Origin of the sequence: Methylobacterium carpenticola (genome assembly GCF_042748905.1) — a bacterium.
Taxonomy (GTDB): Bacteria; Pseudomonadota; Alphaproteobacteria; order Rhizobiales; family Beijerinckiaceae; genus Methylobacterium; species Methylobacterium carpenticola.
Genome location: NZ_JBHZEO010000001.1, coordinates 4316797 through 4331900, shown reverse-complemented (window position 1 = coordinate 4331900; position 15104 = coordinate 4316797). Strand labels below are relative to the sequence as shown.

Genomic DNA, 15104 nt, shown 5'->3' with positions numbered 1-15104 from the left:
CGGCTCCGAACCGACGTCCCAGGGTCTCCGGAGACGCCCTGGGACGGTCACCGACGCCCGTCACGTCGGCCTGCCGGTTCTCGCAAGTCCCGGTCCTTGAACCACCCGTCGCGACCTCTCCACCGGAGAGGCGAACGGAGCCCCGGCTCCGAACGCCCCCGCCTTGCCCGCAGGACCCCGTCATGGCCGCCGCCGATCCCCGCCGCATGGCCGATGCCATCCGCTTCCTCGCCCTCGACGCGATCGCCCGCGCCGGCGACGGGCATCCGGGCGCGCCGCTCGGCTGCGCCGAGATCGCCACCGCGCTGTTCACGCGGCACCTCGTCTGCAATCCGACCGATCCGGAATGGCCGAACCGCGACCGCTTCGTGCTCTCGAACGGCCACGGCTCGATGCTGCTCTACGCGGCGCTGCACCTTGCGGGCTATGCCGGCATCTCCATCGAGGCCATCAAGTCCTTCCGCGAACTCGGCTCGCCCTGCCACGGGCATCCGGAATTCGCCCCCCATCACGGCATCGAGGCGACGACCGGGCCCCTCGGGCAGGGCATCGCCAACGCGGTCGGCATGGCGGTGGCGGAGGCCAAGCTCGCCGCCGAGTTCGGCCCGGGCCTCGTCGATCACCGCACCTACGCCCTGGTCGGCGACGGCTGCCTGCAGGAGGGCATCGCCCACGAGGTGATCTCGCTCGCCGGCCACCTGCGCCTCGGCAAGCTCACCTTCCTGTGGGACGACAACCGCATCACCGACGACGGCAGCACCGACCTCTCGATCTCGGAGGACGTGCGCGCCCGCTTCCAGGCCGCAGACTGGCAGGTGATCGATTGCGACGGGCACGACGTGGAGGCCGTCTCGGCGGCGCTCCTCCTCGCCAAGGCCGATCCGCGCCCGAGCCTGATCGCCTGCCGCACGATCATCGGGCGCGGCCTGCCGCGGCTCGAAGGCCAGCGCGGCGCCCATGGCGGCCGGGTGTTCGACAGCGACTGCGCGGAGGCCCGCGCCGCGCGCGGGTGGGACCATCCGGCCTTCGCGGTACCGGACGACGTGCTGGCGGCGTGGCGCGACGGGGCGGAGGCCCGCAACCGGGCGGCCTATGCGGCATGGCAGGAGAACCGGGCGGCCCTGCTCGCGGCGACCCGCGCGGAGTTCGACCGCCGCGCCGAGGGGCGCCTGCCGGAGGCGTGGCGGGACACGCTCGCGCGCCTCAAGCGGGACTGGACCGAGACCGCGCCGGAGCGCCCGAGCATCGAGGTGGCGGCCGACATCCTGGCGGCCCTGACCGAGAGCGTTCCCGAGCTGTTCAGCGGCGCCCCCGACCTCGAAGGACCGACCAAGCACAAGCAGGCGCTCGCCGCCTTCACGGCCGAGAACCGCGCCGGCCGCTACCTGCATTACGGCATCCGCGAGCATGCCATGGGGGCGATGATGAACGGCATGGCCGCCCATCGCGGGCTGATCCCGGTCGGCGCCACCTACCTCGTCTTCTCCGACTATCTCCGCCCGGCCCTGCGCATGGCGGCGCTGATGGGGCTGCCGGTCGTCACGGTCTACAGCCACGATTCGATCGGCATCGGCCGCAACGGGCCGACCCACCAGCCGGTGGAGTTCCTGGCCTCGCTGCGCGCCATTCCCAACATGCTGGTGCTGCGCCCGGCGGATGCGGTCGAGACCGTCGAGGCCTGGGAGATGGCGCTCGCCAACCGGCACGGCCCGACCTCGCTGATCTGCTCGCGCCAGCCGCTGCCGCCGCTCCGGAAAAGCCCCGGCGGCGAGAACCTGAGCGCGCGGGGCGCCTACGTGCTCGCCCCGGCGACGGGCGGGCGCCAGCGGGTCACCCTGATCGGCACCGGCTCGGAGGTGGCGGTGGCGCTCGCGGCCCGCGCGCAGCTCCAGGCCGAGGGCATCCCGACCGCCGTCGTGTCGATGCCCTCCTGGGAGGCCTTCGCGGCGCAGCCCGCGCCCTACCGGGCGGAGGTGATCCCGCCCGGCAGCGTCCGGGTGGCGGTCGAGGCGGCCCTGCGCTTCGGGTGGGACCGCTGGATCGGCGAGGCCGGCGGCTTCGTCGGCATGACGGGCTTCGGCGCTTCGGGCCCCGGCGACGAGCTGTTTCGCCATTTCGGCATCACCGCCGAGGCGGTGGTGCGCGAGGCACGGGCGCGGCTCTGATACCCAATCCGCTTGATCGAAGCGGATTGGGTATCAGCAAGCCCGCGCGGCGCTTGAGCGAAGCCGATTTCCGCATTGCGAAGCAATCAACCGGAAACCGTATGAGAGGGGCCCGGAGGACGGCCGCCCGCGCAGTCATCCGCGCCGGCCCTCTGCTCTCGCCTAGAAGATATCCGAAATCACTGCCGTTATGGCTTTCCATTTTCTGAAATTATGCCGAAATTTCTCGATTTAATCTAATAAATTAGGATCGATCGCATTTATGAAGATCACGACCGGGAGCAGATGTCGATTATTACTGCAGAAGTTCAGATTTTTGATTTCTGCTGTTCACCATCGCCCGACCGAGATGGCCCGATTGGCCGCTGCGCCGTATGGTGAAGGGATCTTAACGATAACAAAGCAAGGTCGGAGCGCCGTGATTCGGAGCCCTTGATGACCTACCGGTTTCGTGTGACCCATCGCTTCATCGTGCTCGCGCTCGCGGCGCTGACCGTGCTCGCAGGGTCGATGACGCTGACGCTCGTGCATATGCGCGATCTGATGCTCGCGCAGAAGCGCAGCGAGATCCAGCACGGCGTGGAGGCCGCCGCGACGATCATGCACGGCTTCGCGGCCCGGGCGAGGGCGGGGGAGTTCAGCGACGCGGAGGCGCGCCGCGCGGCCCTCGAAGCCCTGCGGCAGGCCCGCTTCGACGGCGGCAACTACTTCTACGTCTACGACTTCGACGGCACCGCCGCCATGCACCCGATCCGGCGCGAGCTGGAGGGCAAGTCCATGCTGGATCTGAAGGACAAGTCCGGCAAGGCCATCGTCCGCGACGTGGTCGAGGTCGGGACCAGCGGGGCCGGCCAGGGCTTCACGGACTTCCACTGGGTCAAGCCGGGGGAGACGGCCGAGACCCTGAAGGTGGCCTATTCGGTGGGGATCCCCGAATGGCGCCTGATCGTCGGGGCCGGCCTGCACGTTCACGACGTGGACACCGCGCTCTGGCGCGAGATCCGCTCCCTGAGCTGGAACATCCTTCTCGCCGCGCTGCTGTTCGGGGCCTTCGCGGTGGTGATCGGGCGCGGCGTCGCCAAGCCCCTCGGCAGCCTGACCGGCTCGCTGCAGCGGCTGGCGGAGGGCGACATCGAGGCGCCGGTGAGCGGCGTCGGGCGCGGCGACGAGATCGGCCAGATCGCCTCCGCGGTCGTCGACCTGCGGGAGGGGCTGAAGACGCGGGCGCTGGAGGAGCGGGCGCGGGACGCGGCCAGCCGGGCGGAGAACGAGCGGATCCGGCGCGAGACGACGCTGGCGATGGCCGAGGAGTTCGAGCAGTCGGTCGGCGGCGTGGTCGGGCTGGTGGCGACGGCGGCGACGGAACTCCAGGCGACCGCCCAGACGATGAGCGCCAATGCGGCGCAGACGGCGGCCCGCTCCGCCTCCGTGGCCTCCGCCGCCGAGGAGGCGTCGGTCAATGTCGGCACGGTCGCGGCCGCGGCGGAGGAACTCGGCGCATCCGTGCAGGAGATCGGCCGGCAGGTGAGCGGCTCCTCGGACCTCGCCGAGGCGGCGGTGCGGGAGGCCGATCAGACCACGCAGCTCGTCCAGCTCCTCAGCGAGACGGCGACCCGCATCGGCGACATGGTCGGGCTGATCTCCTCCATCGCGGGCCAGACCAACCTGCTCGCGCTCAACGCCACCATCGAGGCGGCCCGGGCCGGGGAGGCGGGGCGCGGCTTCGCGGTGGTCGCCGCCGAGGTGAAGGAACTCGCGGCCCAGACCGCCAAGGCCACCGACCAGATCTCCGCGCAGATCGCCCAGATCCAGGGGGTCACAACGCAGGCGGTCGATGCGATCGCCGGGATCACCGGCCGGATCAGCGAGATCCGCAGCGTCGCGGCGGCGATCGCCTCGGCCGTCGCCCAGCAGGGTGCGGCGACGCAGGAGATCGTCCGCAACGTCGCCCAGGCCTCGGACGGCACCAGCGAGGTCACCTCCACCATCACGGACGTCGCCGGGGCGGCGGAGGAGACCGGCGCGGCCGCCGCGCAGGTGCTGAGCGCGGCGACGGAGCTGTCGCGGCAATCCGAGCAGCTCGGCGCCGAGGTGGCCCACTTCCTCGCCACCGTTCGCGCCGCCTGAGAGTCGGGCTGGGGCGGCCCGTTACTGGGCCGCCGCCTCCAGGGCCCGGTCGTAGGCGCCCGACTTCAGGGAGGTCTGGAGCCATGCATCCACCGCCGCCTTGAAAGCGGGGTCGCGGGTCATCCAGTAGCCCTTGTCGGCGTGATCGAAGGTGTCGGGCACCGCCGCCGGGCAGAGCACGCCGCGGTGGCGCCGCGACTGGTAATCCACCTCCGCGCCGTCCGTGACCATGAGATCGGCGCGGCCCTGCGCCACCTCCTCGAAGATGGTGCGGTTGTCGGGATGCACCCGCAGGGCGGCGTGCGGGAAATGCGCGGTGGCGAAGCGCTCGTTGGTGCCGCCGGGATTGACCACCACGCGCACCTCCGGCCGGTCGATGGCGGCGATGGAGGTGAAGGTCCCGGCATCGGCGCAGCGCACGATCGGCCGCTTGCCGTCCGTCATCACCGGCACCGAGAAATCCGCCACCGCGGCCCGGTCCGCCGTCACGCTGACGCCGCCCATGGCGATGTCGTAGCGGTCGGCCAGGAGGTCGTCCTTGAGCGTCTTCCAGGTGGTGGGCACGATGGCGAGCGTCACCCCGAGCGTCCGGGCGAGGTCCGCCGCCATGTCGACATCCGCCCCCTTCAGGCTGCCGTCCTCGCGCTTGAGCGAGTAGGGCGCGTAATCGCCTGTCAGCCCGACCCGGAGCGTGCCGCTCTCCTTGATCGCCGCGAGCGGCCGGGCCGCCGCGGGCCCTGCCATCGCCAGACATCCGGCCGCCACGATTCCGGCCCACCCGCGTTTGCTCATCCGTCGCCCCCGTTGCGTCGCCGTCTGGCTCAGCATCATTCCGCCGGCCGCAGCGGCCGGTGCCGAAATGGTCACCGGTTCGGCGGAGAAAATGATGCGAAATCAGGAATCTAAGCAGAATTTCTCTACGCGGTTCTGCTTAGCCGGCCCGGGGGGGCCTGTCCACGGCCGCGCTGCGGCTGTTGACAGAACGGCGCCGGCCCGTCGTGGAGAGGGCGGACGATGACGAAGATCTCGACCCTTGCCGCCCGCCCGCGGGCCTGGCTCGCCCGGAATCGCGCCAAGGTCATGCAGGCCGGCCGGATGACGGTCGCGAGCCTCCTCACCTTCGCGCTCGCGGGCGGGCTCGGCCTGCCGCAATCCTTCTGGGCCGTGATCACGGCGCTCATCGTCACCCAGAGCAGCCTCGGCTCCTCCCTCAAGGCCGCCGTCGACCGTTTCCTGGGCTCGGTGCTCGGCGCCATCTACGGCGGGGCGGTGGCGCTGACGATCCCGCATCAGAGCGGCGTGGCGAGCGCCTTCGCCCTCGTCGTCGCGGTGGCGCCCCTCTCGGTGGCGGCGGCCCATTCGGCGGGATTCCGGATCGCGCCGATCACCGCCGTGATCGTGCTCCTGAGCACCACGGGCAGCACGCTCGGGCCCATCGCCTTCGCGGTCGACCGCATCCTGGAGGTGGGGCTCGGCTGCGCGGTCGGCCTCGCGGTCTCGCATCTCGTCGTGCCGGCTCACGCCTCGCGGGTGGTGCGCAATCAAGCCGCCCGCACGGCCCGCCTGCTCGCCCAGCAACTCGACGCGCTCGGCCGGCACGACGATGCGGCCATCGACGCGCAGGGCCTGCCGCTCGCGACCCGGCGCAGCCTCGACCGGCTCGAAACCCTGGTCGCCGAGGCGGCCCGCGAGCGGCGCAGCCGGCTCGCCGCCGCGCCCGACGCCGAGCCGCTCGCCCGCACGCTCATGCGCCTGCGCCACGACGTCGTGGTGCTGCGGCGCGCGACGCGGGAGGCCGATCTCGGGCCAGCGCTCGAAACGCCGTGGGCGGACGCCTCCGCGGCGGCGGCCCGGCGCTTGCGCGGCATCGCCGACAGCCTCGAAGCCGGGCAGCCGCCCTCGCGCGACGAGGCCGCGCTTCCGGCCGCGATCGAGGCCTATCGCGGGGCGATCGACGAGATGCGCCGCCGGCAGCTCACCCGCGCCCTCTCCACCGACGTGGTCGGCCAGATCTTCTGGATCGCCTTCTCCCTCGACCAGATGCGGCGGAACCTCGACGATCTCGCCGAGCGGGCGGCGGAAACGGTGGCGGTGATGCGGGACGCCGCCTGATCCCTCGGCCGGCTCTTCTCGACATCCGTGCCACCGGGACCTCCTCGACCTGCCCGGGCTCGGTCGGGGAGGGGGAGCCCCGTCGGACGTGATGTCGCGGTGCGGGAGGCCCGCCCTGGCCGCTGGCGGCCGGCCGCCTAGCTCCCCTGTGCATCCGGACAGGAGGCGGCATGCCCATTCCGATCACCCTCACCGTGAACGGCGCCGCGCAGGCGGTGGTTCTGGAGGACGCCCGCGTGACGCTCCTCGATCTGCTGCGCGAACGCCTCCAGCTCACCGGCACCAAGAAGGGCTGCGACCGCGGCCAGTGCGGCGCCTGCACGATCCTGGTGGACGGGCGGCGGGTGAATGCCTGCCTGGCGCTCGCCGTCAGCCACGACGGCGCCGAGTTGCTCACCATCGAGGGGCTCGCGGAGGGCGACACGCTCCACCCGGTGCAGGAGGCCTTCATCGCGCATGACGCGCTGCAATGCGGCTACTGCACCCCGGGCCAGATCATGTCGGCGGTCGGGCTCATCCGCGAGGGACAGGCGGGCGACGATCCAGAGCGGATCCGCGAGGGGATGAGCGGCAATCTCTGCCGCTGCGGGGCCTATGCGGGCATCACCGAGGCCGTCCGCGACGCGCAGGCGCGCCTGCGGCAGCACGATCGCGGGGAGGCGGCATGAATCCGTTCGACTACGTCCGGCCGGCCTCCGTCTCCGAGGCGGTGGCGGCGGGCGCGGCGCCCGGCGCCGTCTTCCTCGCCGGGGGCACCAATCTGGTCGATCTGATGAAGGGCGGCATCGTGCGGCCGAGCCGCCTCGTCGACGTGTCGCGCCTGCCCGGCCTCGACCGGATCGAGCGGCTGCCCGACGGGTCGCTGCGCATCGGGGCGCTGGTGCGCAACGCCGACCTCGCCCACGATCCGGATTTCGCCGGATCCCATCCGGCCGTGGCCGAGGCGCTGCTCTCGGGAGCCTCGGCGCAGCTGCGCAACGCCGCGACGGTGGCGGGCAACCTCCTGCAGCGCACCCGCTGCGCCTACTTCTTCGATCCGGCGAGCGCCTGCAACAAGCGCCAGCCGGGCGAGGGCTGCGATGCCCGGGGCGGCGAGAACCGCCAGCACGCGGTGATCGGCTGGAGCGAGCACTGCATCGCGACCCATCCGTCCGATTTCTGCGTGCCCCTCGTCGCCCTCGACGCGGTGGTGGAGATCGCCGGTGCGGCGGGGCCCCGCGCGGTGCCCCTCGAGGCCTTCCACCGCCTGCCCGATTCGGCCCCCGACCGGGAGACGGTGCTGGAGCCCGGCGAGCTCGTGACCGCCCTGCGGCTCCCGGCGCAGGCCGCGGCCTTCGCCGGCCATTCCCGCTACCTGAAGCTGCGTGAGCGGACCTCCTACGCCTTCGCGGTCGTCTCGGCGGCGGCGGCCCTGCGCCTCGATGGCGGCCGGATCGCCGAGGCGCGCATCGCCCTCGGCGGCGTGGCGCTCAAGCCCTGGCGGGAGCGGGCGGCCGAGGATCTCCTCGTCGGCGCGGCCCCGAACCCGGAGGCCTTCGCCCGCGCGGGCAAGGCGGTGCTCGCCGCCGCGTCTCCCTCGGGGGAGAACGCCTTCAAGATCGGACTCGCCCGCCGCCTCGTCGCGCGGGCCCTCGCCCGCGCGGCCCTGGGAACGCCCGCCCGCCTGCCGGCGCTGCCGGGTTCCGTCCTCGTCCCCGCGCCGGGAGAGATCGCCGGAGAGATCACCCATGCCTGAGCCCGTCCGCCTGCGTCAGGGGTCGAATCTCGGCCAGCCGCTCACCCGCCGGGAGGGCCGGCTCAAGGTCACGGGGGCGGCGCACTACGCCGCCGACCATCACCCGGACGGCATGCTCCACGCCGTCCTGGCGACGAGCACGATCGCGCGGGGACGGGTCGTGTCCCTCGACGTCGCGGCCGCCCAGGCGCATCCGGGCGTGGTCGCCGTGATGACGCCCGAGAACGCCCCGCCGCTCGCCCGTCATCCAGACGAGAAGGCCGATCCCTTCACCTTCCGCATGGAGCTGCTCCAGGATTCCCGCGTCCGCTATCCGGGCCAGGCCATCGCCGTGGTGATCGCCGAGACCCTGGAAGCCGCGACCGAGGGTGCGGCCCTGCTCGCTCCGCGCTACGAGGCCGAGCCGGCCCGGACCGGTCTCGATTCCGCCGAGCCCTACCGGCCGGAGGCGATCGGCGTCGGGGAACCACCGGACATGGCGACCGGCGACGTGGAGGCGGGCCTCGCCCGGGCCGAGCGGCGCGTCGAGGCCACCTATGAAACGGCGGCCCAGTACCACAACGCCATGGAGCCGCACGCGGTGGTGGCGTCCTGGGAGGGGGACGAACTCACTCTCGACACGCCGAGCCAGGGCATGGCGATCGCGCAGGGGCGGCTCGCCGGCCTGTTCGGGATCCGGCCGGACGCGATCCACATCCGCAGCCCGTTCCTGGGTGGCGGCTTCGGCTCGAAGGGCCTGATCTCCGGGCCGCAGGTGCTCGGCGCGATGGCGGCACGGCTCCTCGGCCGGCCGGTCAAGCTCGTGCTGCGCCGCGAGCAGATGTACGGCCCGGTCGGCCACCGCGCCCCGACCCGGCAGACGCTGCGCCTCGGCACCGATGCGGACGGCAGGCTCCTCGCCCTCGACCACCGCACGCTCACGGCGTCGAGCAGCTTCGACGATTTCGTGGAGCCGGCCGGCGGCGTCTCGCACACGCTCTACGCCACGCCCGCGCTCGCCACCTCGCACCGGGCGGTGCGGCTCGACACCGGAACCCCGCTGTTCATGCGGGCCCCGGGCGAGGCCACCGGCAGCGTGGCGCTGGAGAGCGCCATCGACGAGATGGCGGAGGCCTGCGGCCTCGATCCGCTGGAATTCCGCCTGCGCAACTACGCCGAGCGCGAGCCGGCCTCCGGACGGCCCTTCTCCTCGAAGGCCCTGCGCGCGTGCTACCGGCTCGGCGCCGAGCGGTTCGGCTGGGCCTCGCGCCCGCGCGCGGCCCGGCAGATGCGCGACGCCGACGGGCTCCTGGTGGGCTGGGGCCTCGGCACCGCGACCTTCCCGGCGCTGATGTTCCAGGCCGAGGCGCGCGCGGAACTGACGGCGGACGGGGCGGCGAGCGTCGAGATCGGCGCCCATGACATGGGGCAGGGGGCCTGGACGGCGCTCGCCCAGATCGCAGCGGAATCCCTCGGCCTCACGCCCGATCAGGTGAGCTTCCGCATGGGCGATTCCCGCCTGCCCAATGCCGGCATCGCGGGCGGCTCGGCCCATACGGCGACGGCGGGTTCGGCCATCCACGCCGCCGGCACGGCGGCGATCGCGGAACTCGCCGCGCTCGCCATGGCGGACGAGCGCTCGCCGCTGTTCGGCGCGGGCAATACGGGCGTGGTGGCGCGCGACGGACGGCTCCTGCGCCGGGACGACGAGAGCCGGGGCGAGGCCTTCACGGAGATCCTCGCCCGCGCGGGCCGCGCCTCGGTCGAGGGCCGCGGATCGAGCAGCACGGATCCGGCGGCGCGGGAATCCTACGCGATGCACGCCCACGGCGCCGTCTTCGCCGAGGTCAAGGTCGATCCCGATCTCGGCCAAGTGCGCTGCACGCGGCTCGTCGGCGCCTTCGCGGCCGGCCGGGTGATCAATCCGCGGCTGGTGCGCAGCCAGTATTACGGCGGGATGATCTGGGGCGTCTCCTTCGCGCTTCACGAGAAGGCCGTGCACGATCCGCGCTCCGGCCGGATCATGAACGCCAATCTCGGCGACTATCACGTGCCGGTGAACGCCGACGTGCCGTCCCTCGACGCGATCCTCGTGGAGGAGGAGGATCCGCACGTGAACGCCCTCGGCATCAAGGGCGTGGGCGAGATCGGCATCACGGGCACGGCCGGCGCGGTGGCCAACGCGGTCCGGCACGCGACCGGGATCCGCGTCCGCGACTTGCCGATCACCCTGGACCGGCTTCTCTGATCGCGCGGCCCGGGGAACCCCGGGCTGCATGCCCCGCGTTGATGGCAGATCGCACCATCGAGGCCTGCCCATGGATGCCGCAACCCACGACATGCCGGACGCCCAGAACGCGTCGCCGTTCCGGGGCCTCCTCCTGACGCTCGCGGGGATCGCGGTGGGCGGGCCGGGCTATTACTGGTCCTACATCCACCAATCGGCCATCGGGACGCTGATCGGCGTCGCTGGCATCTCGCTCTGCATTCTCGGCACGGCCAAGGCCGAGGGGCCGGTGCACCGGTAGGCGCGGTCGGCCGGGGAGGCCGACACGGCCGACCGGCATTGCGACCGGCTTGCACGGGGCTCAGGTGGGACAGTTCGACTTTGCGCCTGCAGCCCTGATTCGCATAAGGTATCTTATGGAACCGCAAGCGGTGCCGGGACGAGGAGTCCCGACGCCAGTGGCGCTCGTCAGGTCTGGCCGGGCTTGAGCTGATAGAAGATGTGGCGGCCGATGACGTCCATCTTGCGTAGACGGCGCGACCAGCGCGGGCGCACGTAATCCGCGTGATAGTGGGTCGCGCCGCCGACATCGGCGAGATAGGTGCGGCCCTCCACAACCGCCTTGGCGACGCGCGTGGCGATGGTCCAGGCGGCCTCGTCGTTGACCCGCAGCGAGCGGCCCTCGCAGGCGAAGGAGAACTGGCAGCCGAGATAGCGGTGCCGGTTCTGGTAGACGACGCCGCAGATGTTCGCGGGATAGAGCCCGCTCTTGGCGCGGTTCAGCACCACCTGCGCCACCGCCGCCTGACCCTGCTCCGGCTCGCCGCGCGCCTCGAAATACACCGCCTCCGCGAGGCAGCGCTGCTCCTTCTCGGCGTTGTCCGGCGTGATGAGATCGGCGTAGCGCCGCCGCGCCTCCTCGGTCGGGAGCGCGTCGGGCGCGATGCGTGCCACCGCGGTGACGCCGCTGCGCGCATCGAGGCGGGGCGAGACGAAGCCGCCGGCGACCGGAGCCGCCGCGACCTCGATCGGGGTGGCGTCGGCGGGCGCGGGCGTGGTCGACGACAGGGCGACCGCCCGGGGCACCGCGGGCGTGCCGCCGTCCTGACGGGCGTCGCGGGTGCGCCCGCCCGTCGAGGCGCCGCGGGTCTCCTGCGAGGCACCGCTCGTCGGCGAACTCTCGGCGGCGCGGTCGAACCCCTCGCCCTCGGGAAACGGAACGAAGCCGTTCAGCGGCTCGACCTCGGGGTCCCACACCGCCGGGCCGGTGGTGAGCGTGGAAGCGATCCCGCTGCCCGCACCGCTCAACCAGCCGGAGCGGCGGATCGCGGCGAGCCGGTGCAGGCTGCCGACGCGGGCCGGCAGCAGCGCATCGGCCTTGGCGCCGCGCTGCGGCAGCGGTGAGAGCCCCGCATCCGTCTTGAGATCGGCGCGCAGCGGCTCGGCATCGAGCGGCGCGGTCAGGCCCGGGCCGGTGAGGCTCACGGGACCGATCAACCCTTCGACCGGCAGGGGCGGCGTGGCCCGCGCGGTCAGGGCCGGGATGGCGCTGGCGCCGAGGGAGGAATCCACCCCCGCCGCCGCGGTGAACGAGACGAGGACGCCCGTGGCGACCGCCCACGGAGCCGTGGCGGCGCAGATCCACCGCACGCCCCTCCCCCGCACTGTCCGTCTCTTCCCCACGCTCCGATCCCGCGGCTGTTGCACTGACAGCCGCATCGCGGCTGCCCGGGATGATCGGTGCGTATGGTTTCGCGGGGGTTAATTCGGGCCGCCGCTCCGGGGAGCGGCGGCCGTCGCCGGCCTCAGGCCTGGCTCTGGGGCTTCTCCTGCAACGCGGCCTGGGCGGCGGCGAGGCGGGCGATCGGCACCCGGTAGGGGGAGCAGGAGACGTAGTCGAGACCGACTTCCTGGCAGAAGGCGATCGAGGCCGGATCGCCGCCGTGCTCGCCGCAGATGCCGAGCTTGATGCCCGGACGCACCGCCCGGCCGCGCTCGACGCCGAGCTTCACGAGTTCGCCGACGCCCTCCTGGTCGATCGACACGAAGGGATCCGAGGTCAGGATGCCGTTCTTCGTGTAGGAGCCGATGAAGGTGCCCGCGTCGTCGCGGCTGATGCCCAGCGTCGTCTGCGTCAGGTCGTTGGTGCCGAAGGAGAAGAACTCCGCCGTCTGCGCGATGTCGCCGGCCCGCAGGGCCGCCCGCGGCAGCTCGATCATCGTGCCGACCTGATACTCGACCGTCACGCCGGATTCCTGCGCGACCGCCTTGCCCATCGCGTCGATGCGCGCCTTCACGAGGTCGAACTCGGCCTTGGTGAAGACGAGCGGCACCATCACCTCGGGGATGACCGGCTTGCCGGTCTGCTTGCCGGCCTCGACGGCGGCCTCGAAGATCGCCCGCGCCTGCATCTCGGCGATCTCGGGGAAGAGGATCGCGAGGCGGCAGCCGCGGAAGCCGAGCATCGGGTTGGTCTCGTGCAGCTCCGTCATGCGGCGGCGCAGCTTGTCCGCCGGCAGGCCGGTCTCCGCGGCGAAGGCCGCGACCTCCTCCTCCTTCGGCAGGAATTCGTGCAGCGGCGGATCGAGCAGCCGGATCGTCACCGGCAGGCCCGACATGATGGTGAACAGCTCCACGAAATCCGCCCGCTGGTAGGGCAGCAGCTTGGCGAGCGCGGCGCGCCGGCCCTCGGCGTCGTCGGCGAGGATCATCTCGCGCACGGCGGTGATGCGGCCCTCGTCGAAGAACATGTGCTCCGTGCGCGAGAGGCCGATGCCCTCGGCGCCGAAGTTGCGGGCCGCGCGCGCGTCGGCCGGGGTCTCGGCATTGGCGCGCACCTTCATGGTCCGCACCGTGTCCGCCCAGCCCATCAGGGTCGCGAAGTCGCCCGAGAGTTCGGGCTCCAGCATCGGCATCTCGCCCCGGATCACCTGCCCGTTCGAGCCGTCGATGGTGACGAGGTCGCCGGCCTTCAGGGTCACGCCGCCCACCGAGAGCGTGCGGGCGTTGTAGTCGACCCGGATCGCGCCCGCGCCGGAGACGCAGGGCTTGCCCATGCCGCGCGCCACCACGGCGGCGTGCGAGGTCATGCCGCCGCGGGTGGTGAGGATGCCCTCGGCCGCGTGCATGCCGTGGATGTCCTCGGGGCTCGTCTCGACGCGCACCAGGATGACCTTGCGCTCGGCCTTCTTGGCGGCCTCCGCCTCCTCAGAGTTGAAGACGATCTCGCCGCAGGCCGCGCCCGGCGAGGCCGGCAGGCCGGTGGCGATCACCTTGCGCTCGGCCTTCGGGTCGATGGTCGGGTGCAGGAGCTGGTCGAGGGAGGCCGGCTCGACCCGGCCGATCGCCTCCCGCTCGGTGATCAGGCCCTCGGCCGCGAGTTCCACGGCGATGCGCAGGGCCGCCTTGGCGGTGCGCTTGCCGTTGCGGGTCTGCAGCATCCAGAGCTTCCCGTTCTCGACGGTGAACTCCATGTCCTGCATGTCGCGGTAGTGGTGTTCGAGCAGGCCGTAGATGCGGACGAGTTCCGCATAGGCCTCCGGCATCGCCCGCTCCATCGAGGGCTTGTCGGAGCCGGACTCGATGCGGGCGGCCTCGGTGATGTCCTGCGGCGTGCGGATGCCCGCCACCACGTCCTCGCCCTGGGCGTTGATCAGGAACTCGCCGTAGAGCGCCTTCTCGCCGGTCGAGGGGTTGCGGGTGAAGGCGACGCCGGTGGCCGACGTGTCGCCCATGTTGCCGAACACCATGGCCTGCACGTTGACCGCGGTGCCCCAGCTCGCCGGGATGTTGTGCAATTCGCGGTACTTGTTGGCGCGCGGGTTCATCCACGAGCCGAAGACGGCGCCGATCGCGCCCCAGAGCTGGGCCTGCGGATCCTGCGGGAAGTCCTGGCCGAGTTCGCGCTTCACGATCCCCTTGTACTCGCCGATCAGGTGCTTCCAGTCCTGCGCCGAGAGGTCGGTGTCGAGGTCGAGGCCCTTGGACTCCTTGTAGTGCTCCAGCGCCTCCTCGAAGGTGTGGTGCTCCACGCCGAGCACCACGTTCGAGTACATGGTGATGAAGCGCCGGTAGCTGTCATAGGCGAAGCGCTCGTCGCCCGAGCCGCGGGCCAGCGCCTCGACGGTGGTGTCGTTGAGGCCGAGGTTGAGGACGGTGTCCATCATGCCGGGCATGGAGGCCCGGGCGCCCGACCGCACGGAGACGAGGAGCGGCGTCTCGGCATCGCCGAAGCAGCGCCCGGTCAGCCCGCCGACCGCCTCCAGGGCGGCATCCACCTGCGCCTTCAGCTCCGGCGGGTATTCCCGGCCGTGATCGTAGAAATAGGTGCAGACCTCGGTCGTGATCGTGAATCCGGGCGGCACAGGCAGGCCGAGATTCGACATCTCGGCGAGGTTCGCGCCCTTGCCGCCGAGCAGATTGCGCATCGACGACTGCCCTTCGGCCTTGCCGTCGCCGAAGGTGTAGACCCACTTCGCCATGGTGTTCGTCCGTATGTCCGGGTTGCAACCTCACGCCTCGCGGGGTTGGACCATCCCTCGGCACAACGCAAGCTGAACGGTGGGGCGCCGCCGCTCCTCTCCCCGCGATTCGGGCCGGGACCACGGAATCCGCCTAAACCGTAGAGTTCAGGCCGATCGCCGCTTTATTCTTCGCCAGTCGCGGCATAGTCGCGCCGCGCACACGGCGCACACGCGCGAAGACCGGCCGGTGATGAGCCGGACCGATCGTCATGACCGCGTCTGCGGCGACCAAGCGT

Annotated in this window: 10 protein-coding genes; 7 read left to right on the top strand and 3 right to left on the bottom strand. The window is 72.1% G+C overall.

Features of this window, described 5'->3' with window-relative positions; genetic code table 11:
- The first annotated feature begins 182 nt into the window (after positions 1–182).
- Positions 183–2165 (top strand): transketolase, encoded by a 1983-nt coding sequence (gene tkt / locus ACE101_RS20260; RefSeq protein ID WP_379133275.1) that lies wholly within the window; start codon positions 183–185, stop codon positions 2163–2165.
- A 435-nt stretch (positions 2166–2600) separates the two neighbouring features.
- Positions 2601–4292 (top strand): methyl-accepting chemotaxis protein, encoded by a 1692-nt coding sequence (locus tag ACE101_RS20255; protein ID WP_379133272.1) that lies wholly within the window; start codon positions 2601–2603, stop codon positions 4290–4292.
- Positions 4293–4313: 21 nt separating this feature from the next.
- Here ACE101_RS20255 and ACE101_RS20250 read toward each other — a convergent pair whose 3' ends face one another.
- Complete coding sequence (locus tag ACE101_RS20250) at positions 4314–5084, bottom strand: transporter substrate-binding domain-containing protein (RefSeq protein ID WP_379133270.1); 771 nt, start codon at positions 5082–5084, stop codon at positions 4314–4316.
- A 222-nt stretch (positions 5085–5306) separates the two neighbouring features.
- Here ACE101_RS20250 and ACE101_RS20245 point away from each other — a divergent pair, with 222 nt between their 5' ends.
- The 5 genes from ACE101_RS20245 (at position 5307) to ACE101_RS20225 (ending at position 10646) form a co-directional block, all read left to right on the top strand.
- Complete coding sequence (locus ACE101_RS20245) at positions 5307–6404, top strand: FUSC family protein (protein WP_379133268.1); 1098 nt, start codon at positions 5307–5309, stop codon at positions 6402–6404.
- Between the two features lie 170 nt (positions 6405–6574).
- Positions 6575–7072: a (2Fe-2S)-binding protein gene (locus ACE101_RS20240; protein WP_379133266.1), complete on the top strand. Its 498-nt coding sequence runs from the start codon at positions 6575–6577 to the stop codon at positions 7070–7072.
- Positions 7069–8139, top strand: coding sequence for an FAD binding domain-containing protein (locus ACE101_RS20235; protein ID WP_379133264.1), 1071 nt, complete (start codon positions 7069–7071; stop codon positions 8137–8139). The genes ACE101_RS20240 and ACE101_RS20235 overlap by 4 nt, the downstream gene beginning before the upstream one ends.
- Positions 8132–10366, top strand: coding sequence for a xanthine dehydrogenase family protein molybdopterin-binding subunit (locus tag ACE101_RS20230; protein WP_379133262.1), 2235 nt, complete (start codon positions 8132–8134; stop codon positions 10364–10366). Before ACE101_RS20235 ends, ACE101_RS20230 begins: the two co-directional genes overlap by 8 nt.
- Positions 10367–10436: 70 nt before the next feature.
- On the top strand, positions 10437–10646 hold the full coding sequence (locus ACE101_RS20225) for a hypothetical protein (protein ID WP_379133259.1): 210 nt from the start codon (positions 10437–10439) through the stop codon (positions 10644–10646).
- 167 nt (positions 10647–10813) lie between these two features.
- On the opposite strand, the gene ACE101_RS20220 is transcribed toward ACE101_RS20225, so the two are convergent.
- Together ACE101_RS20220 and ppdK are read right to left on the bottom strand one after the other, a co-directional pair.
- Complete coding sequence (locus ACE101_RS20220) at positions 10814–11995, bottom strand: cell wall hydrolase (protein WP_379133256.1); 1182 nt, start codon at positions 11993–11995, stop codon at positions 10814–10816.
- Between the two features lie 155 nt (positions 11996–12150).
- Positions 12151–14826, bottom strand: a complete 2676-nt coding sequence (gene ppdK / locus ACE101_RS20215) for a pyruvate, phosphate dikinase (RefSeq protein WP_379133253.1) — start codon at positions 14824–14826, stop codon at positions 12151–12153.
- Positions 14827–15104 lie beyond the last annotated feature (278 nt).

Excerpts from the sequence above, each read along its gene's own strand:
- tkt (WP_379133275.1), top strand. The coding sequence starts at position 183 with ATGGCCGCCGCCGATCCCCGCCGCATGGCCGATGCCATCCGCTTCCTC.
- ACE101_RS20255 (WP_379133272.1), top strand. The coding sequence starts at position 2,601 with ATGACCTACCGGTTTCGTGTGACCCATCGCTTCATCGTGCTCGCGCTC.
- ACE101_RS20250 (WP_379133270.1), bottom strand. The coding sequence starts at position 5,084 with ATGAGCAAACGCGGGTGGGCCGGAATCGTGGCGGCCGGATGTCTGGCG.
- ACE101_RS20245 (WP_379133268.1), top strand. The coding sequence starts at position 5,307 with ATGACGAAGATCTCGACCCTTGCCGCCCGCCCGCGGGCCTGGCTCGCC.
- ACE101_RS20240 (WP_379133266.1), top strand. The coding sequence starts at position 6,575 with ATGCCCATTCCGATCACCCTCACCGTGAACGGCGCCGCGCAGGCGGTG.
- ACE101_RS20235 (WP_379133264.1), top strand. The coding sequence starts at position 7,069 with ATGAATCCGTTCGACTACGTCCGGCCGGCCTCCGTCTCCGAGGCGGTG.
- ACE101_RS20230 (WP_379133262.1), top strand. The coding sequence starts at position 8,132 with ATGCCTGAGCCCGTCCGCCTGCGTCAGGGGTCGAATCTCGGCCAGCCG.
- ACE101_RS20225 (WP_379133259.1), top strand. The coding sequence starts at position 10,437 with ATGGATGCCGCAACCCACGACATGCCGGACGCCCAGAACGCGTCGCCG.
- ppdK (WP_379133253.1), bottom strand. The coding sequence starts at position 14,826 with ATGGCGAAGTGGGTCTACACCTTCGGCGACGGCAAGGCCGAAGGGCAG.